This window comes from Rhizobacter terrae (assembly GCF_003852895.1).
Lineage (GTDB): Bacteria > Pseudomonadota > Gammaproteobacteria > Burkholderiales > Burkholderiaceae_C > Albitalea > Albitalea terrae.
Map to the genome: position 1 here is coordinate 170,287 of NZ_QUSW01000002.1, position 17,924 is coordinate 188,210.

Consider the following 17,924-nt stretch of genomic DNA (forward strand, 5'->3'; position numbering starts at 1 on the left):
GACCGCGAACCCTGCCTGCTCAGCGCATCGCGACGAGAACGGCCTTGCCATCCTTGCCGGCTTGCATCGTGTCGCGGCTGTCGGCGACACGCTTGCCGCTGACTTCCACGCGCGGCAGATAGACCACCTGCGCAGGCTGCACGCGCTTGCCGGTCACGACGACCTTGGGCAGCATCACGACCTTGGTGGCCGGTGCGACGGCAGCCGGGGCAGGAGCCGCTTGCGCAGCACGGGTTTGTTGAGCCATGAAGCATGCGGCCAGCGCGGCGGCGATCATCACGGCGTGGGTCAGGCGGTTGGCGGTGGTGTTCATGGCGGGTTCCTTGTGTCTTCGACTCACGCGTTCGGTGTGTCGATGGATGCAGTATCGGCAGCACCTGCGCAGGCCCCAACCCGTTTGCGACGAACTGCATTCCATGCGGGGCGAAATGCGTGTTTTCCCGACGGGCGTGCACCCGACCGGCGGCACAATGGCCCCGCTTCAACCCGACAAGAAAGAGACATCGGCCCATGAAGAGCATCCCCCCGATCCTCCTTGCCGCATCGCTGGCCGCGCTGCTGGCCGCCTGCGCCAACCCGCAGGCCGAAGAGCAGGCCAAGGCCCAGGCCGCCGCCGCGGCTGCTTCCGCCGCCGCGGCCACGGCTGTCTATCCGCCCAATGCCAACCTCGTGGTGCAGGGCATCCCGCCGATTCCGCAGAGCCTGGCGAGCCAGATCTCCAAGTACACCGAGTTCCGCGGGCATGCCTTCGTGGACTGGCACCCCACCAAGCGCGAGATGCTGGTGGCGCACCGCAAGGCCGGCGGCAACACCGCGCAGATCTTCCGCGTCGCGGGCCCCGGCGCCGAGCCCGAGCCGCTGACGGACTTCGCCGACCCGGTCACGCAGGCCAGCTACGAGCCGCGCGAAGGCAAGTACGTCGTGTTCGAGCGCAGCTCGGGCGGCAACGAGGCGGCGCAGGTCTTCCGGCTTGATCTCGACACGCGCCAGCTGGCGCTGCTCACCGAACCCAGCGAGAAGCACAGCATCGAAGGCTGGTTCCACCGGTCCAGCCAGCTCCTCATCAGCTCGGTGCCGCTGGACCGCACCGCACAGGGCGGCACACGTGCCGCCGTGACGCAGAACCTCACGCTCATGGACCCGGCCAAGCCCACCAGCAAGCGCCGGCTGGTCGAGTTGGAAGGCGCCGGGTGGGGCGTGGGCGGCGTGTCCTGGGACGACAAGCAGGTCGCACTGACCCGCTACATCTCGGCCAACGAATCGCAGGTGTGGCTGCTCAACGTGGCCAGCGGCAAGCTCACGCAGGTGCTGCCCGCCCACGGCAGCAAGGACCGCGGCACCTACCTCGCCGTGGGCTTCAAGCGCGACAACACCGGCGTGTTCGTGCTGAGCGACCATGAGGGCGAGTTCAACCAGCTTGCCTTCTACCGCTTCGCCAACAAGCGCCTGACGACCATCACCCAGAACATCCCCTGGGACGTGGACGGCGCCGAGCTCGCCGAGGACGGCAGCCTCATCGCCGTGCGCAGCAACGTGGATGGCGTGGACGAATTGCGCCTGTTCGACGGCAAGAGCTTCAAGGAGCTGCCGCGTCCGAAGCTCGCGGCGGGGTCGGTCACTGCGGCGCACTTCCACCAGAAGCATCCGGACCTGGCCTATTCGGTGACCAGCGCCAAGGGCCCGAACCAGGTCTGGTCGGTGGACCCGAAGACCGGCGAGAGCGTGCAGTGGACGCAGGCCTACGTGCCACCAGGCCTGGACCCGTCCACCTTCCAGGAGCAGCAGATCGTGCGCTGGCCCAGCTTCGACGGCCGCACCATCTCCGGCCTGCTGAAGATGCCGCCTGCCCGCTTCAACGGGCCGCGTCCGGTGGTCATCAACATCCACGGCGGGCCCGAAGGCCAGGCCAAGGCCGGCTTCGGCGGACGGCAGGAATACCTCACCAACGAGCTGGGCGTGGCCATCATCTACCCCAACGTGCGCGGCTCCACCGGCTACGGCAAGACCTTCCTCGCGCTGGACAACGGCATGAAGCGCGAAGACTCGGTGAAGGACATCGGCGCGCTGCTCGACTGGATCGCCAAGCAGCCGCAGCTGGATGCATCACGCGTGATGGTGACCGGCGGCAGCTACGGCGGCTACATGAGCCTGGCGGTGTCCACGCACTACGCCGACCGCATCGCCGGGTCCATCGACATCGTGGGCATCTCCAACTTCGTGACCTTCCTGCAGAACACCGAGAGCTACCGGCGCGACCTGCGCCGCGTCGAGTACGGCGACGAGCGCGATCCGGCCATGCGCGAGTTCCTGCAGAAGATCTCGCCGCTGACCAACGCCAGCCGCATCACCAAGCCGCTGTTCGTGGTGCAGGGCAAGAACGATCCGCGCGTTCCCTTCACCGAGGCCGAACAGATCGTCGCCAAGGCGCGAGAGAACAAGACCCCGGTGTGGTACCTGCGCGCCGAGAACGAAGGCCACGGCTTCGCCCGCAAGGAGAACGCCGACTACGAGTTCTACGCGACCGTGATGTTCATGCAGCAGACGCTGCTGAAGTAACCCTCAGGCGGCTGGCCCCTGGAAGCGCCCGGCCCGGAAGGTCAGCACCAGCGTGTCGCGGTGGCCGCCGGGCTGCGATGCATCCAGCGGCTGGATGGGCGTGGTCTCGTGGATCACGCGCTCGTCGTCGAGCATCAGCATGGTCCACGGCTCGGTCATGGTGAAGCGCGTGCCGGACGGGCCATTGGCATCGAACACGCGCGTCTCGCCACCCTTCACGCCGGAGCGGTCGATGAGCGCGACCACCACGAAGTCCACGCCGTCGCGGTGCGCGCCTTCGGGCGTGGGGCGGCCGATGCCGTCGGTGGTGTCGATGCGGAACTGGTGGGCCTCGACATACCAGGGCTGCTCGCCCTTGAGCGCCGAGCAGGTGGCGGCCAGGCGGCGCAGCAGCTGCGGCCACACCGGCTGCGCGACGACAGACGGGGCCATGGGCTCGAACCAGCGCTCCAGGCCGCCGTGCAGGGCGTTGTATTCGACCGGCTGCCAGTGCGCACGGTGGGGCACCTGCTCCACCTTCTCGCCCGTCACCACGAAGCACGAATGCCGGCGCTTGCGGTAGCGGCCGCCGTCGCGCAGGTAGGCATCGGGCGGCAGGTCGTTCCAGCTCGGGCGCAGGGCCATGAGGTCGGCGACGTCAGCGCCCAGCAGGCTGCCCAGTCCGGCGGGGCTGATGGCGGACTGGCCGGTGTGGCGCAAGGTGTCGGCAAGCCGGGCGGGTTCGATGAACAGGGGGGCGAGTGGCTGGGTCATGCCGTGATGATGCCAGCCCTCCCCCGGTCGCATGGACACCCCCCAACAGAGGGCCTCGGATGGGTGCGCCCTTCAGGTAGATTCGCCGCCATGCCCAGCACCCCCGACGCCTCCACCAAGCAGCGCCTTCGCGGCGCCCTCTCCCGACTCAAGCGCACCGGCGCCGCGCTGAAGAAGCTCAAGGCGCCCAACCCCGATCCGGTCAAGGCCGTGAAGACGCTGCGGCAGCGCCACAAGGCCCGCCGGACCGCATCCGGCCTGCAGTTCGCACTGGCCGACCGCATCGACTTCCTGAACCCCACACACTGGGATTCGCTCGCCTCTCAGACAGTCTTCCTCTCGCGCGACTACCTGCGCGTGCTGGAGCAGCATGCGCCGGACAACATCGAGCCGCGCTATGCCATGGCCTATGCGGATGACCGGCCCGTGGCCATCATGCTGTTCCAGCGCGTGGCCGTGAGCGGCGACCGCCTGCGCAAGCCCGGCTCGCGCCGCCTGCTCGACAAGCCCATGGCCGGCCTGCAGGAGCACATGCTGGTGTGCGGCAACCTGCTGGTCTGGGGCGCACGCTCCGTGGCCTTCGCGCCCGACGTGGACCCGGCCCTGCTGTGGCAGGGCGTGGGCGAAGCCACCTACCGCCTGCGCCGCGCCGACAAGCTGCTGGGCGAATCTGACGTGGCGATGATCAAGGACTTCGCTGCTTCGCAGACCGTCGTGAAGGACTCGCTGCGCCTGCTGGGCTACCGCAGCCTGGAGACGGAGCCCGACATGGTGCTCACGCTGCAGCCCGGCTGGCTGCGCTATGACGACTACCTCGCCAGCCTGACGTCGAGCTACCGCAGCGGCGCAAAGAAGCTGTTCAAGGACTGCGAATCGGCCGGCGTGACGCTGCGCGTGATCGATGCGGCCGAGATGGCCGCGCGGCAGGATGAGATCCATGCGCTGTACGAGCAGGTACATCACGGCCAGGGCCTGCGCCTGGCCACGCTCATGCCCAGCTACCTGCCGGCGCTGGCCGGCGCGCTGGACACGCGATTCATCTGCCGCATTGCCGAGCGCGAAGGCCGCATGGTGGGCTTCGTCACCAGCGTGGGCGACGGCGAGACAGCGGTGGGCTACTACATCGGCTATGACCGCGAGACGAATGCCGATGCGCCCATCTACCTGACGCTGCTCCAGTCCACCGTGCAGGATGCGATCGCGCTGGGTGCCAAGCGCCTGTCGCTCGGCCGCACGGCGCTGGAGCCCAAGGCCAAGATGGGCTGCAAGCCCGAGCCGCTGGCCTGCGCAGTGAGACACCGCGTGTCGGCATTGAACTTCCTGGTGAGTGCGTTGACCAAGACCGCCAGCCACGACGAGCCCCCGGAGCGCAGTCCGTTCAAGAAGGAAAAGGCAGCGGAGGTGTGATGGCCTATTCGCTGCCACCACGCGCGGCGGAACTCGTCGCGCAACTCGGGCTGCAGCCGCATCCGGAAGGCGGCTACTACCGCGAGGTCTTCCGCTCGCCGGCTGCTGTGCAGACCACCGATGGCCGTGAGTCACGCAGCGCCATCACCACCATCGACTTCCTGCTGGCCCGTGGGCAGTTCAGTGCATGGCATCGCGTGGCATCGGACGAGGTGTGGCACCTGCTCGAAGGTGGTCCGTTGCGGCTGTGGCTCGTGCCGCCGTCGCTTGATCGCATCGAGCAGATCACGCTGGATGCAGTGGGCCAGGGAACGGCGCCGCGCCACGTGGTGCCTGCCGGTTGGTGGCAGGCAGCCGAACCGCTGGATGGTTTTGCGTACGTCGGCGCGACCGTGGGCCCGGGTTTCGACTTCACTGATTTTTCTTTTGCGCGGGGAAGCGAAGCGCAATCGGCCATCCAGGCTTTGCATGCGGATGCGCATCGATTGATGTAGCCACCCAGGCGCCGACAGGGCTTGTGGCATTCACGCATCACTGCGGCAAATCGACCACAGTGGCGCTTTTGAAAAGCTACGGCCCCGCGAGTTCCCTCAGTTACCCGGACCGAAACGCATTTGACTCACCTTTACCTGTGACCACATCGGGATACGAACACAGCACGCTGCGTTTGCATTCTCCCGGCAAGGTATGGGGTGTCGACGGCTTCGACAGATGGCGCAGCTTGTGCCGCATGAAGCCCAAGGCATCCACACAGAAAAGGAGTCTCACATGAAACTGATCGCCAAAGCTCTCGTCTGCACCGCCGCTGTTGCTGCGTTTGCAGCACACGCAGAGGGGCCGTATGTCGGCGGCTCCATCGGCAGCGCCCGCTACAAGGGGCCGGACATCGGTGGACTGAACACCGACCGTTCCGCCACCGGCGGCAAGCTGTACGGTGGCTATGGCTTCACCCCGAATCTCGCGGTCGAAGCCGGTTATGCCGACGTCGGCAAGGCTGAAAGCGCCGCAGGCAGCGTGCGCGGCCACGGTGTCTTCGTCGACTTGGTGGGCACGGTGCCCATCGCCAACAACTTCTCCGCACTGGGCCGCGTGGGCGCCTTCAACGGCCGCACCAGCGTGTCGGGCGGGGCGAGCGACAGCGGCACCAACGCCAAGTTCGGCCTGGGTGTGCAGTACGACTTCAGCAAGCAGACTGCACTGCGCGGCGAATGGGAGCGCTACAAGTTCAAGGCCTTTGGGGAGAGCGGTGACGCGGACCTCTACAGCGTGGGCTTGAACTACAAGTTCTGACCTTGCGCTGACTTTGGTTGTTGAACATGAGGTGGGCGGTTGCCTGTTTTGGGCGGCCGCCCTTTTTCCTTGTTTTTGCGTGTTGTCGGGATGGGCAAAGGCGTGGGTGGGCTGGCTGGGGCGCGCGGCGGAAGCGGTCGGCGCGTTGCGCCGACTCCGCTGCGGTGCTCGGGCTTGTGGTCCGGCGCAGAACTCACTCCGCGCCCCTTCGGTTCGCTGCGTTCAAACAACCGCGCCGAGCTAGTCAACGAAGCGCGCTGCGCGCGCGACCACAAGCCCTGCGCTCCTCGCCGCTTCCTGATGCGCGCCCCAGCCAGCCCACCCACGCCTTTGCTGTTGCGGCTTTGGGTTTTCTCGTCGAGCACACCCATCGGTTGTTGAGCGGCAGGCGGCATGGGCCAGGGGCTGCGTCTGTGGCGGCGAGCAGCGCAGCACCGAGGGGTGGCGTGCGCAGCACGCTTCGTCTTCTGACTCACGGGGACTGTTTGACCACAGCGCACCGCAGGGGCGCGGCGGGAGTTTCCCCGTGCACCCCTCGGTGCGAGCAGCACAGCGCAGTCGGCCCCAGGCCGACCGCCACAGCCGCAGCCCCTGGCCCATGCCGCCTGCCGCGACCCCACCCAAACGGAGGCGAAAAACCCCCTACAAGGCCTTGCGAAACACACTCCCGGTGATCTTGCGCACGATCCACTTCGGCGAGGCCCGTGCCGCCAGGATCGCAGCAAGGTTGACCGCACCAGGCACCTTGATCACCTCGCCATTCATGCAGGCCTTGTAGCCCTCGGCAGCCACGGCATCCACATCGCCCACCACGAAGCCTGGCAGGTTCGCGAGGTGTGGGTTCGAATCAGTCGCGCCTGTAAGCATTCCCGTGGCGGTGATGCCCGGGCACAGTGCAGTGACCGTCACGCCCGTTCCCTTGAGTTCCTCCGCCAGGGACTCGGTGAGCGACAGCACGAAGGCCTTGCTGGCCGCGTACGTCGCCAGAGACGGCACGGGCTGGAACGATGCGATCGAGGCGACGTTCAGGATGCGTCCGCGGCCGCGCTCGATCATCGCCGGCAGGAAGTGGGCAAGCATCGCGGTGAGGCCCGAGATGTTCAGGTCGATCAGGGCCTGGTGCTTTTCGGCGGCGATGCCGGTAAACGCGCCGTGGTCCAGCACGCCGGCGTTGTTGACCAGGACGTCGATGGCGATCTTCTTTCGTTGCAGCGCCGTGCGCAGTTTCTTCGCTGCGTCAGGCTTGGAGAGATCGGCCGGCAGCACGGTCACGCGCACGCCATGCTCGCCGCCCAGCTTTTCGGCCAGCGTCTGCAGCTTGTCGGCGCTGCGGGCCACGAGCACCAGGTCGTGGCCATCGGCCGCAAAGCAGCGGGCGAGCGATTCGCCGATGCCTGACGACGCGCCGGTCACCAGCGCGGTCAGACCCTGGACAGGCTTGGAGGATTTGCGTGTGGCCATGGTGTCTCCCTTGCTGAGCCACCGCCACGATGTCAGCCCGGCGCCGACTGCGACAGCGCAAGAACCCTCACCCGCGCACCATGCACGCTCACCACCTGGCCGGCGCGGATCTTCGCGGTCTTGCGCAACTCATCCTGGCCATCGACCTGCACCAGCCCCTCGGCCACCATCATCTTGGCCGCACCGCCGCTCATCGCCAGGCCCGTGGCTTTCAGCAGGTTGTCGAGGGTGATGAAGTCGCCGCGCAGTTCGAAGTCGATGAGTTGCATGTCAGAGCAGGAGTTCGCGGGCGATCAGGGCATAGGAGTGTCGCCGCACGGCCGGATCGTACGCCCAGGTGTGATGACGATCTCGTCCAGCTCGAAACGCTGCGCCAGGTCGCGCAGCTTGGCCGCCACCTGCGGCGCGGTGCCCACGAAGGCGCGCGCCCGCATGCGCTCGATGGTGGGCATCTCATCGGCCGTGAAGCCGCGCGCTGCAATGGCTTCAGGCGACTGCAAGGCGCCGAACACGCCGCGATCGCGGTCCACGCGCCAGCGCTCGCGGCTGCTGGCGTGGTGGATGGCCTCGGCTTCGGTGTCGGCCGCCAGCGCCCACACGCACAAGGTGGCCTGCGGTCTGGGATGGCGTTCGCTCGGCTGGTAGCCGGCACGGTACAGCGCCATGGCCTGCTCGGCACCCTGCCCGTCGGTGAAGAAGTAGGCGAAGGCATAGGGCAGTCCGAAGTGCGCAGCCAGCCGGGCGCCATAGTCGGAACTGCCCAGCACCCAGATCTCGGGCGCCCGCGGCGTGATCGGATGCGCCGTGATGCCCTGGTGGCGCGGCAGGGACGTCCAGGCTTGCAGGTCCTTCACCTGCTGGGGGAAGGCGTCGGCGGCCGAATGCGCGTTGGGGTTCAGGGCCAGCGCGGTGCGCATGTCCCCGCCGGGCGCACGCCCCACGCCCAGGTCGATGCGCCCGGGCGCCAGCGACTCCAGCACGCGGAACTGCTCGGCCACCTTCAGCGCCGAATAGTGCGGCAGCATCACGCCGGCACTGCCGATGCGGATGCGCTCGGTGCGGGCTGCGATGGCACCCATGAGGATTTCGGGGGCGCTGCCCACGATGGTGGGCAGCCCGTGGTGCTCACTGAGCCAGAACCGGTGGTAGCCCAGCGGCTCCACGTGCTGCGCAAGCTCCAGCGTGTCGCGGATGGCCGCATCTTCTCCACGCCCGAGGATGGAGACCGATTGATCGAGAACGGACAGCTTCATGCCACGCATTCTGGTCAATTGCGGGCAAGCACTTAACCTCTGGTTGCAGAGCCCGTTACATCATGAGGTACATTAGCCGCCACAGGCATACGCAAGACTGTGGTTGTGAGAGTTCAATTGCTTCACCGCTCCGGTTCCGGATCGGTTCTGTTGGAAACCCCCGAATAACACCTTGAGTGTCTCTGCATGCGCAGCATGTGCCGCGCATGAATAACTTTTTGCTTGAAAGATAGGAATCGTCCATGACGACTCAAACCGGTACCGTGAAGTGGTTCAACGAAGCGAAGGGCTACGGCTTCATCGCTCAAGACGCGGGCGGCGCTGACCTGTTCGCACACTTCCGTGACATCCAGGGCAATGGCTTCAAGACGCTGACGGAAAACCAGCGCGTTGAATTCGAAGTCAAGCAAGGCCAGAAGGGCCTGCAAGCCGCGAACATCCGCCCGCTGTAAAGCGCCCGGATTTCCGAGCACCCACGAAAAACCGCGGCATGCCGCGGTTTTTTGTTGCCTGTTCGAGCCGCGCTCAGCGGGTTTCGATGGCCAGCTTGTTGTCCACGCCGGTCACGCCCTTCTCGGCCTGGGCGATCTGGGTGGCCCGTTCGCGAGCGCCTTCATTAGGCGCCGAGCCGTAGAGCGACACGTGGCCTTCCTTGGTGTCCACGTTCACGCGCAGGGCGCTCAGTTCCTTGTCCTTCGCAATGCCGGCCTTCACGGCAGCAGTGATGGCCATGTCGTTCACCGAGGCCGAGACCTGCTCGGAGGCGTCCTTGGTCTTCTGTGCCGCCTCGCCCGCGCCCTGCTTGGCGGTGTCCTTCACTTCCTTGGCGGCCTTGTCGACCTGGGCGACGCCCTGGTCGATGGTCTGGCCGACCTTCTGGCCGACGGTGCGGCCGTCGTCCGCCTTGTTGCAGGCCGCCAGGCCCAGGGCCATGGCGAAGGCGCTCATGGCGGCAAAGAATGCGATTGCTCTCATGGTGGTGGTCCTTTCAGACGGTGAGCCGCGGCGGCGCCACGGACGGGGAAACAACTTGCTGCTGCACGTGCTGCGGGGTGAGCACCAGTCGCTCCACCGGGAAACGCTGGGCGCGCAGGCGGGCAATGATGTCGTCATAGGTCGCCGCATCGATGCCGGGCAGCCGCGAGAGGATCCACAGCGAGCCTCGCGAGGGATCGCTGACCACGGCGTGCCGGTAGCCCTCGTCGATCATCACGACCCAGTGGTCGGCATGCGTGCCCGGCCACCAGCTCAGCCACGGCGGCACGTAGCTCAGGCTCAGCCGCGCCGGGTCGTTCCCCGACAGCGCCGCATGTCCGACGGACACCGCGACGCGGTCATCCGCATCCCGGCAGCGGTGGATCACCTCCAGGCCGCCATCGACCTGCAGCCGGTAGGTGGCGGTCGCATCGTGTCGGCAGCGCGACTGCATCTTGTTGGGCAGCCGTGCCACCTCGAACCACACGCCGCCGAAGCGCATCAGGTCCAGGTGCTCGACGCTGTGCACGGGCGGCGATGCGGTGGCCACGCTCATCACGATGGCCGCCACCGCAGTCGCGATGCCTGCGAGCTTCGCGGCGATGCCCGAAACGCCGGCGGTGAAGATGGAGCCGGTCGGCATGGTGGTCCTCCTTGGCGGCACGAACGGACAGCACTTCGCCGCGCATGAAGAGACTCTAGGAACCGCCGCCTGACACCGCCATCGGCAAGCAGCGTTTAGTGGCGTCAGACGAGTCCGACGACGTGCCTGGAATCCGCTTCGCGATTAACATGGTCCGCACAGCACCGTGCGCCAGTCACCTAGGAGACACCTCGATGCCGAACCTTTCCGCTCTTCAAAACCACCAGGTCCGCCTCGCTTCCCGCCCCATCGGCGAGCCGACCCGCGAGAACTGGAGCTTCACCACCGAAGCCGTGGCCGAACCCGCCGAGGGCGGCGTGCTCATCAAGACGCTGTACCTCTCGCTGGACCCGGCGATGCGCGGCTGGATGAACGACGCGAAGAGCTACATCCCGCCGGTGGGCATCAACGAAGTGATGCGCGCGGGCGGCATCGGCGAGGTCATCGCCTCGAAGAACCCGAACTTCGCCGTGGGCGACCTGGTCAATGCGAGCCTGGGCGTGCAGGAGTACTGCCTCATCCCGGCAGACCAGCTCAAGCGCAGCGGCATCTTCAAGATCGACACCCGCGTGGGCTCGCCCACGCAGTGGCTCAACGTGCTGGGCATGCCCGGCATGACCGGCTACTTCGGCCTGATGGACGTGGGCCAGCCCAAGGCCGGCGAAACGGTGCTCGTCTCTGGTGCGGCGGGTGCCGTGGGCCAGACGGTGGGCCAGGTCGCCAAGATCAAGGGGGCACGTGCCGTGGGCATCGCCGGCGGCAAGGCCAAGTGCGACTTCGTGGTCAACGAGCTGGGCTTCGATGCCTGCATCGACTACAAGGCCGGCAGCGTGCGCGATGGCCTCAAGGAACATTGCCCGAACGGCGTGGACGTGTATTTCGACAACGTGGGCGGCGAGATCCTCGACCACGTGCTCGCGAAGATCAACCGCAAGGCACGCATCATCATCTGCGGTGCCATCAGCCAGTACAACAACACCACCGCGGTGCAGGGCCCGAAGAACTACCTGTCGCTGCTGGTCAACCGCGCCCGCATGGAAGGCATCGTCGTGTTCGACTACGCCGACCGCTACCACCTTGCGGTGGCCGAGATGGCCGGCTACCTGAAGGACGGCCGCATGAAGTCCCGCGAGGACGTGGTCAAGGGCCTGGACACCTTCCCCGAGACCCTGATGAAGCTGTTCAAGGGCGAGAACTTCGGCAAGCTGGTGCTGCAAGTCGCGGATTGAGCCTGTACGCCCGGGGGCTTCTCGGGGATTTCATCTGGTGCGAACCCGCGCCGCCGCCGACACTAGGGCCGCGATGAGTTCCCCGCGACCCCACCTGCCCGCGACCCCTGCCCCCGAGCTGCCGGACGATGCGGCCTGGCGAGCCCTGGCCGACCTCAGCTCCGACATGCTGGCGCTGCTGGACGAGCAGGGCTGCATCACCTGGGTGAACGAGGCCTTCGCACGCATCGGCGGCCTGGACACCCGAGTGGCCCTGGGCCAGCCGCTGGCCTCGCTGATCGGCTTCACAGACAGCCCCGGCCCGTGGGACGTGATCGCGCCGGCCCTGGCCGGTGGACAAGCCATTCCCGCCCAGGAGCTGCCCTGGCGGCACCCCTCGGGAGACACCCGCTGGGGCCGCCTGAGCGCCCGCACCTTGCCCCGCCCGGGCGCGTCCAGCGGCTTGCTGGTGGCCCTGCAGGACCTGAGCGAGCAGCATCGCCTGGCCGAGCTGCTGGAGACCGCGCAGGAATTCGGTCGCCTGGGCGTGTGGGAACGCAAGATTCCGTCTGGAGAGGGCCGCTGGGACCGGCACGTCTTCCGCTTCTTCGGCATGGACCACACCACGGGGACACCCGATTTCACCGTGGCGGCAAAACGCATCCACCCCGACGACCTGCCCCGCGTCGACTACCCCGCCTCCACCCGCCAGGCCGGCCGCTACGAGGCGCGCTACCGGGTCATGCTGCCCGATGGCGGCGTGCAGCGCCTGCATTCGCAATGGGAGGTCAAGAACTCGCCGCAGGGCCAGCCCGAACGTACCGTGGGCATCATGGTGGACGACACCGAGACCTACGAACTGGCGCAGGCCTTCAACGACACCAGCGAACAGCTTCGCCTGGCGGTGGACCTGGGCAACATCGCCATCTGGCGGCAGGACCTGCGCACCAACCGCTTCCACTACAACTACCGCGCCTACCAGGTGCTGGACATCACGCCCAAGCCCGAGGGGCTGTCGCTGGAAGAGGTCCGCTCGCTCATCCACCCCGACGACCTGCCGCGCGTGATTGCCGCGGCCGGCACTGCCCTCAATTCCGACCGCCCGGTGGACATGGAGGCCCGCTACCGCCGCACCGACGGCTCCTGGCGCTACGTGCTGACGCGCCGCGTGCTGCGCCGCGACGCCGCCGGCGAGCCCCTGGAGTTCGTCGGCGTGGCGCTGGACGTGACCGAGCAGGTGGAGAAGTCGCGCCGCGCCAACGAGCTGGCGCAGCGGCTGGAAATCGCCACGCATTCGGCCGGGGTGGGCGTGTTCAGCCGCGATCCCGAGACCGAGGAAGGCGAGTGGAACACGGAGATGTTCCGCCTCAATGGCCGTGCCCCGGAACTGGGCGTGCCCACCCGCGACGAATGGGTGGAGACCATCATCCACCCCGACGACCGGCCGATGATGCGCCACGTGCGCGAATCGCTGCTGGCCGCACCCACCGACAAGCACGAGCAGCAGTACCGCGTGGTGTGGCCCAGCGGCGAAGTGCGCTGGCTGGTGAACCGCGCCCGCCGCGTGCAACGCAGTGGCCGCACCATGATCTTCGGCGTGACGCTGGACGTGACCGACCGCGTGCGCACCGAGGCCGCCCTGCGCAGCGCCAACGAGCGCGTCGCGCTGACGGCCCACAGCGTGGGCCTGGGCACCTGGGAATGGGACCCGAAGACCGACACTTCCACCTGGGATGACCAGATGTACCGGCTGCGCGGCGTCGAGCCCGCCGCGATCCCGCCCAATGCCAGGGGTCGCCGCGAGATGGTCCACCCCGACGACCAGGACCGCGTGGACAAGCTGCTGGCCGAAGCGGTGGCCCAGCAGAAGTCAGCGGCCTATGAATTCCGCGTCGTGTGGCCCGATGGCTCGGTGCACTGGCTGGCCTCGCGCTCCACGCCCATCGTGGGGCCGGACGGCGGCGCGCTGCACTACATCGGCGTGAACTGGGACATCACCGAAGGCGTGAACGCCGAGACCGCGCGGCGCGAGAAGTTCATCGCCCAGCGCGAGAGCGAGGCGAAGTCGCAGTTCCTCGCGCGCATGAGCCACGAGCTGCGCACGCCGCTCAACGCGGTGCTGGGCTTCGCGCAGCTGCTGCAGCTGGACAGCGACATCAACGACACCGAGCAGCGCTCGCGCATCGAGCACATCCTCTCGGCCGGCGAGCACCTGCTGTCGCTCATCAACGACGTGCTGGACCTGTCCAGCCTGGAAAGCGGCCAGCTCAAGCTGGACATGCAGGCCGTGCCGCTGGCCGAACTGGTGAACGAGGCGCTGCCGCTGGTGACGCCGCTGGCCAAGGGCTTCCACGTGAAGGTGGAGTGCGGCGACATCGACGGCGTGGTGTGGGCCGACCGCATCCGCCTGCGGCAGGTGCTCATCAACCTGCTGTCCAACGCCATCAAGTACAACCGGCGTGGCGGCGTGGCCCGCGTGGGCACCGAGCTGCACCAGGGCAAGGTCGTGGTGACCGTGACGGACACCGGGCGCGGCCTGACGCCGGAACAGCGCGCCCACCTGTTCGAGCCCTTCAACCGGCTGGGCATCGAGCGCGAAGGCATCGAGGGCACGGGCATCGGCCTGGCCATCGTGAAGACGCTGGTGGGCCGCATGGGCGGCAGCATCGAGGTGTGCAGCGAGCCGGGCACCGGGTCGAGCTTCAGCGTGAAGCTGCAGCGCGCCGACCAGCCCTCGCCGGTGGCCGCGGACGAACCCGCCCAGCCCGCCAGCGAGGCGCGCGTGCCGGCAGCCACCCTGCTCTACATCGAGGACAACCCCATCAACGTGATGCTGATGCAGGAGCTGGTGGCCAGCCGCGAAGGCTGGACGCTGGTCAGCGAGCTCAACGGAGCGCGCGGCGTGGCGCGCGCCGCCGAGCTCAGGCCCGACCTCGTGCTGGTGGACATGCAACTGCCGGACTTCGACGGTTTCGAGGTGCTGCGGCGCTTGAGTGCCGATCCACGCACCAGCCACCTGCCCTGCCTGGCTGTATCGGCCAATGCCATGCCCGACGACGTGGCCCGTGCGCTCGCAGCGGGCTTCGTCGAGTACTGGACCAAGCCGATCAATTTCGCGGCCTTCCTCAAGTCGCTGGAGTCGCGCCTGAGCACGCTGCGCCAGGGCTGATACAGCTTGCGACCGTCTCTTCACGCAGCTTTACCTGGGCTTGACCTTGGTGGGTGGTCCATCGCGCTCCGACGGCGTTGAATGGGTACGGCGCCGCGGATGCGGCACCGCCAACCAGGAGAGAAACTCATGCGCAGTACCAAGCTTGTCATCACCGCCGCGCTGGCAATCACCGGCGCCCTGGGCACCGGACTGGCGCAGGCTCGCGACGACGTGCAATGGTCCGTCACCATCGGCTCGGACACGCCGGTGTACACGCAGCCCGTGCAGGTGTATCGCCAGGCGCCCGTGTTCGTGGCACCGGCTCCCGTCTATCGGCCCGCGCCTGTGGTCGCCTACCCCGGCTATCGCCACCCCACCTACTGGGACCGTGACGGCGACGGCATTCCCAACCGCTACGACCGCCGCTACAACCCGGCCTGGGACCGCGACGGCGATGGCATTCCGAACCGCTATGACCGTGTCGACAACCGCTGGCACGACCGCGACCACGACGGCATCCCGAACTGGCGCGACCACCACGACAACCGCCGCTGGTGAGGTCGCACCCTGAGGTGGCACCTCAACCGGGTGCCGTCTCCAGCAGGCCGCGCTTGCGCAGCATGGCCTGCACCGTCGGGCCTCGCCCGCGGAAGGCCTCGAAGGCCTTCCCGGGCTCCAGCGAATTGCCCGACGAATAGATGAACTGGCGCAGCCTGTGCGCCGTCTGCGCATCGAACGGATTGCCCGCTTCGGCGAAGGCGTCGTAGCCGTCCGCATCCAGCACTTCGGCCCACAGGTACACGTAGTAGCCGGCGGCATAGCTGGAGCCTGAGAACAGGTGCTGGAAGTGCGGCAGCCGGTGGTTCATGCCCACGCCGCGCGGCATGCCGATGCGCTCCAGCTCGGCCGCCTCGAAGGCGACGATGTCCGGCGCCTCGGCCGCTTCCTGCGAATGGATGGCCATGTCCACCAGCGCCGACGCGGTGTAGCGGATGGTCTCGTAGCCCTGGTTGAAATTGCGTGCATCCTCCAGCCGCTTCACCAGCGCATCGGGAATCGGCTCGCCGCTCTGGTAGTGCCGCGCGTGCTTCTTCAGCACCTCGGGTTCGGCCAGCCAGTTCTCGAAGATCTGCGACGGCAGCTCCACGAAGTCGCGCAGCACGTTGGTGCCTGACAGTCGCTCGAAGCTCACGTTCGACAGCAGGCCGTGCAGCCCGTGGCCAAACTCATGGAACAGCGTGCGCGCGTCGTCGAAGCTCAGGAGCGTGGGCTGGCCCGGTGCACCCTTGGCGAAGTTGTTGTTGTTGACGACGATGGGCAGCACGTCCTGTCCGCCGTGGCGCGACTGCAGGCGATAGGAGCTCATCCACGCGCCGCTGCGCTTGCTGGGCCGCGCGAAGTTGTCGTGCAGGAACACGCCCACCAGTTGGTCGCTGGCGCCGCGCACCTCGTAGACCTTCACGTCGGGGTGGTAGACCTTGATCTGCGGCTGCTCGACGAAGCGGATGCCGAACAGGCGCTGGGCACAGTCGAACACTGCCTCGACCATGCGGTCCAGCGGAAAGTAGGGCTTCACCGAGGCCTCGTCCAGGTCGTAGCGCACCTGGCGCACCTTCTCGGCCACGTAGCGCCAGTCCCAGGCTTCGATCTCATGGCTCTCGCCAAGGGAGAGCTGCATGGCCTTCAGTGCGGTGCGCTCTTCCGCCAGCGCCTTCTTCGCAGGCACCCACACCTTCATCAGCAGGTCGCTCACCGCCGAGGCCTTGCCGGCCATGGTGTCGGCCAGGCCGTAGTCGGCGTAGTTGGCGTAGCCGTGCAGTCGGACCTGCTCGCGGCGCAGGGTGAGGATCTCCCGGGCAATGGGCCGGTTGTCGTGCTCGCCGTCGTGCTCGCCGCGCGTGGTCCAGGCCTTGTACGCCTGCTCGCGCAGGTCGCGCCGCGACGAGAAGGTGAGGAAGGGCACGATGTGCGAGCGCGACAGCGTGATCACGTGGGCATCGGCGATGCCGCGGTCCACGGCCGCCTGCCTGGCTGCAGCGCGAACGAAGTCCGGCAGGCCGGCCAGGTCTTCTTCGGTGCGCAGCAGGAGCCGGTAGCCGGACTCGTCGGCCAACACGTTCTGCGCGAAGGTGGTGGACAACTGGGCCTGCCGTTCCATCACCTGCGCATAGCGGGCCTGGGCCTTGGCGTCGAGCTTGGCACCGGCGCGCACGAAGTCGAGGTGGATGCGTTCCAGCAGGCGAACCTGCTCGGCGTTCAGGCCCAGTGCGTGGCGCTTCCCGTGCAAGCCGTCGATGCGCTTGAACAGCGCCGCATGCATGTAGATGGCGCTGTTGTGCGCTGCCACGGGCGCTGCCAGCTCGCGCTCCACCGCCTGCAGGGCGGGCGAGGTTTCGCTGGAGGTGAGGTTGTAGAACAGCCCGTCGAGCCGGGCCAGTGCGCGGCCTGCACGGTCGAAGGCGGCCACGGTGTTGTCGAAGTCCGCCGGCTGCGGGCTGGACGCGATGGCGTCCAGTTCGGCACGGTGCTCGGCGAAGGCCGCGTCGAAGGCCGGCTTGAAGTGCTCGGGCTTGACGCGATCGAAAGGCGGGAGGCCGTAGGGCGTGTCCCAGGTCGCCAACAGGGGGTTGCTCGTGGCAAGGGTCATGACGGTTCTCGGGGTGGGAGAACTGCCATTCTATGGAGGGGCCGGCCGGCCCCTCCCGGGGCCTCATTTGCCCCTCTTACTTGCCCTTCTTGATCGCGAGTTCGTCCTTCTCGTCGAAACGGCGGTCGGCGCAGTCCTTCTTGTAGGTGGCGTCGGCGGCAGTGGCGGCTTCCACGCGGGCGTTGAAGTCGTTGCTGGCCTTCTCGAAGTCGTCGATGCGCTTCTCGCGCGCATTGTTGGCCTCGACGTATTTCGCCACCATCTCCGCGTTGGTGCGGTCCAGCGCGGCGAGCTGGTCCTTCAGGGCCTGGCCGCTGGTCTGGATGTCGGCTCTTTCGGCATCCAGCTTGGACTTGACGTCGACGAGGCTGTCGCGCTCTTGCTGGCGCTTGGTGTGCGAGGCCATGCAGGCGCGCAGCTCATCGCGGGTGAGCAGCGGCGTCTTCTTGGCGCCGCTCTTGGCGGGCGCATCCGTGGCGGCCACGGCGCTCAATGCCGTGCAGATCATGCACAGCGCGAGCAGCGGCGCGCGGGCGCCGCGAGACAGGTCGGGAAAGTACATCGGGGACTTCCTGGCAGG

General features: G+C 67.5%; 17 protein-coding genes. 8 read left to right on the top strand and 9 right to left on the bottom strand.

Annotation, left to right across the window (positions count from 1 at the left end; all coding sequences use genetic code 11):
• Positions 1 to 19: 19 nt before the first annotated feature.
• On the bottom strand, positions 20 to 313 hold the full coding sequence (locus DZC73_RS07740; protein WP_124539667.1) for a hypothetical protein: 294 nt from the start codon (positions 311 to 313) through the stop codon (positions 20 to 22).
• A gap of 197 nt (positions 314 to 510) precedes the next feature.
• Between DZC73_RS07740 and DZC73_RS07745 the strand changes: the two genes are divergently transcribed.
• The gene (locus DZC73_RS07745) at positions 511 to 2,556 is read left to right on the top strand and encodes a S9 family peptidase (protein ID WP_124539668.1); all 2,046 of its coding nucleotides are present in this window, start codon (positions 511 to 513) and stop codon (positions 2,554 to 2,556) included.
• A 3-nt stretch (positions 2,557 to 2,559) separates the two neighbouring features.
• On the opposite strand, the gene DZC73_RS07750 is transcribed toward DZC73_RS07745, so the two are convergent.
• Complete coding sequence (locus tag DZC73_RS07750; protein ID WP_124539669.1) at positions 2,560 to 3,309, bottom strand: 2OG-Fe dioxygenase family protein; 750 nt, start codon at positions 3,307 to 3,309, stop codon at positions 2,560 to 2,562.
• Between the two features lie 90 nt (positions 3,310 to 3,399).
• Between DZC73_RS07750 and DZC73_RS07755 the strand changes: the two genes are divergently transcribed.
• The 3 genes from DZC73_RS07755 to DZC73_RS07765 all read left to right on the top strand — a co-directional run bounded on the left by DZC73_RS07755 (position 3,400) and on the right by DZC73_RS07765 (position 6,006).
• Entirely contained in the window at positions 3,400 to 4,716 is a 1,317-nt protein-coding gene (locus DZC73_RS07755; RefSeq protein ID WP_124539670.1) for a GNAT family N-acetyltransferase, read from the top strand.
• Positions 4,716 to 5,210, top strand: coding sequence for a cupin domain-containing protein (locus DZC73_RS07760; RefSeq protein WP_124539671.1), 495 nt, complete (start codon positions 4,716 to 4,718; stop codon positions 5,208 to 5,210). Before DZC73_RS07755 ends, DZC73_RS07760 begins: the two co-directional genes overlap by 1 nt.
• 274 nt (positions 5,211 to 5,484) lie before the next feature.
• Positions 5,485 to 6,006 carry an outer membrane beta-barrel protein gene (locus DZC73_RS07765; RefSeq protein WP_161974495.1) on the top strand — a complete coding sequence of 174 codons (522 nt, stop codon included), beginning with the start codon at positions 5,485 to 5,487 and terminating at the stop codon, positions 6,004 to 6,006.
• Positions 6,007 to 6,648: 642 nt separating this feature from the next.
• Here the strand turns inward: DZC73_RS07765 and DZC73_RS07770 are convergent.
• From DZC73_RS07770 to DZC73_RS07780, 3 genes are read right to left on the bottom strand one after another with little or no spacing between them, the layout of a single operon-like run.
• Entirely contained in the window at positions 6,649 to 7,467 is an 819-nt protein-coding gene (locus tag DZC73_RS07770) for an SDR family NAD(P)-dependent oxidoreductase (protein WP_124539673.1), read from the bottom strand.
• A gap of 32 nt (positions 7,468 to 7,499) precedes the next feature.
• Entirely contained in the window at positions 7,500 to 7,736 is a 237-nt protein-coding gene (locus tag DZC73_RS07775; protein WP_124539674.1) for an RNA-binding S4 domain-containing protein, read from the bottom strand.
• Between the two features lie 24 nt (positions 7,737 to 7,760).
• Entirely contained in the window at positions 7,761 to 8,720 is a 960-nt protein-coding gene (locus DZC73_RS07780; protein ID WP_328589485.1) for an LLM class flavin-dependent oxidoreductase, read from the bottom strand.
• Between the two features lie 242 nt (positions 8,721 to 8,962).
• On the opposite strand from DZC73_RS07780, the gene DZC73_RS07785 reads away from it, so the two are divergent.
• Positions 8,963 to 9,172 (top strand): cold-shock protein, encoded by a 210-nt coding sequence (locus DZC73_RS07785; protein ID WP_124539675.1) that lies wholly within the window; start codon positions 8,963 to 8,965, stop codon positions 9,170 to 9,172.
• A gap of 73 nt (positions 9,173 to 9,245) precedes the next feature.
• Here the strand turns inward: DZC73_RS07785 and DZC73_RS07790 are convergent, their stop codons facing one another.
• Positions 9,246 to 9,695 carry a BON domain-containing protein gene (locus DZC73_RS07790; RefSeq protein ID WP_124539676.1) on the bottom strand — a complete coding sequence of 150 codons (450 nt, stop codon included), beginning with the start codon at positions 9,693 to 9,695 and terminating at the stop codon, positions 9,246 to 9,248.
• A gap of 13 nt (positions 9,696 to 9,708) precedes the next feature.
• On the bottom strand, positions 9,709 to 10,338 hold the full coding sequence (locus DZC73_RS07795; RefSeq protein ID WP_124539677.1) for a lipocalin family protein: 630 nt from the start codon (positions 10,336 to 10,338) through the stop codon (positions 9,709 to 9,711).
• 194 nt (positions 10,339 to 10,532) lie between these two features.
• Between DZC73_RS07795 and DZC73_RS07800 the strand changes: the two genes are divergently transcribed.
• The 3 genes from DZC73_RS07800 to DZC73_RS29885 all read left to right on the top strand — a co-directional run bounded on the left by DZC73_RS07800 (position 10,533) and on the right by DZC73_RS29885 (position 15,255).
• Positions 10,533 to 11,567, top strand: a complete 1,035-nt coding sequence (locus DZC73_RS07800) for an NADP-dependent oxidoreductase (RefSeq protein ID WP_124539678.1) — start codon at positions 10,533 to 10,535, stop codon at positions 11,565 to 11,567.
• A gap of 73 nt (positions 11,568 to 11,640) precedes the next feature.
• A complete protein-coding gene (locus tag DZC73_RS07805; protein WP_124539679.1) occupies positions 11,641 to 14,715 on the top strand; it encodes a PAS domain-containing protein in 3,075 nt (1,024 codons plus the stop codon).
• Between the two features lie 129 nt (positions 14,716 to 14,844).
• The gene (locus tag DZC73_RS29885) at positions 14,845 to 15,255 is read left to right on the top strand and encodes a hypothetical protein (RefSeq protein ID WP_124539680.1); all 411 of its coding nucleotides are present in this window, start codon (positions 14,845 to 14,847) and stop codon (positions 15,253 to 15,255) included.
• A 22-nt stretch (positions 15,256 to 15,277) separates the two neighbouring features.
• Here the strand turns inward: DZC73_RS29885 and DZC73_RS07815 are convergent, their stop codons facing one another.
• Together DZC73_RS07815 and DZC73_RS07820 are read right to left on the bottom strand one after the other, a co-directional pair.
• The gene (locus tag DZC73_RS07815) at positions 15,278 to 17,344 is read right to left on the bottom strand and encodes a M3 family metallopeptidase (RefSeq protein ID WP_124539681.1); all 2,067 of its coding nucleotides are present in this window, start codon (positions 17,342 to 17,344) and stop codon (positions 15,278 to 15,280) included.
• A 76-nt stretch (positions 17,345 to 17,420) separates the two neighbouring features.
• Entirely contained in the window at positions 17,421 to 17,906 is a 486-nt protein-coding gene (locus DZC73_RS07820; RefSeq protein ID WP_124539682.1) for a hypothetical protein, read from the bottom strand.
• Between the last annotated feature and the right edge of the window lie 18 nt (positions 17,907 to 17,924).

Bases quoted from the DNA above. Each gene is read 5' to 3' on its own strand.
- DZC73_RS07765 (WP_161974495.1), top strand. From the start codon at position 5,485: ATGAAACTGATCGCCAAAGCTCTCGTCTGCACCGCCGCTGTTGCTGCG.
- DZC73_RS07740 (WP_124539667.1), bottom strand. From the start codon at position 313: ATGAACACCACCGCCAACCGCCTGACCCACGCCGTGATGATCGCCGCC.
- DZC73_RS07795 (WP_124539677.1), bottom strand. From the start codon at position 10,338: ATGCCGACCGGCTCCATCTTCACCGCCGGCGTTTCGGGCATCGCCGCG.
- DZC73_RS07775 (WP_124539674.1), bottom strand. From the start codon at position 7,736: ATGCAACTCATCGACTTCGAACTGCGCGGCGACTTCATCACCCTCGAC.
- DZC73_RS07820 (WP_124539682.1), bottom strand. From the start codon at position 17,906: ATGTACTTTCCCGACCTGTCTCGCGGCGCCCGCGCGCCGCTGCTCGCG.
- DZC73_RS07800 (WP_124539678.1), top strand. From the start codon at position 10,533: ATGCCGAACCTTTCCGCTCTTCAAAACCACCAGGTCCGCCTCGCTTCC.
- DZC73_RS07755 (WP_124539670.1), top strand. From the start codon at position 3,400: ATGCCCAGCACCCCCGACGCCTCCACCAAGCAGCGCCTTCGCGGCGCC.
- DZC73_RS07790 (WP_124539676.1), bottom strand. From the start codon at position 9,695: ATGAGAGCAATCGCATTCTTTGCCGCCATGAGCGCCTTCGCCATGGCC.
- DZC73_RS07750 (WP_124539669.1), bottom strand. From the start codon at position 3,309: ATGACCCAGCCACTCGCCCCCCTGTTCATCGAACCCGCCCGGCTTGCC.
- DZC73_RS07760 (WP_124539671.1), top strand. From the start codon at position 4,716: ATGGCCTATTCGCTGCCACCACGCGCGGCGGAACTCGTCGCGCAACTC.
- DZC73_RS07780 (WP_328589485.1), bottom strand. From the start codon at position 8,720: ATGAAGCTGTCCGTTCTCGATCAATCGGTCTCCATCCTCGGGCGTGGA.
- DZC73_RS07745 (WP_124539668.1), top strand. From the start codon at position 511: ATGAAGAGCATCCCCCCGATCCTCCTTGCCGCATCGCTGGCCGCGCTG.
- DZC73_RS29885 (WP_124539680.1), top strand. From the start codon at position 14,845: ATGCGCAGTACCAAGCTTGTCATCACCGCCGCGCTGGCAATCACCGGC.
- DZC73_RS07785 (WP_124539675.1), top strand. From the start codon at position 8,963: ATGACGACTCAAACCGGTACCGTGAAGTGGTTCAACGAAGCGAAGGGC.
- DZC73_RS07815 (WP_124539681.1), bottom strand. From the start codon at position 17,344: ATGACCCTTGCCACGAGCAACCCCCTGTTGGCGACCTGGGACACGCCC.
- DZC73_RS07770 (WP_124539673.1), bottom strand. From the start codon at position 7,467: ATGGCCACACGCAAATCCTCCAAGCCTGTCCAGGGTCTGACCGCGCTG.
- DZC73_RS07805 (WP_124539679.1), top strand. From the start codon at position 11,641: ATGAGTTCCCCGCGACCCCACCTGCCCGCGACCCCTGCCCCCGAGCTG.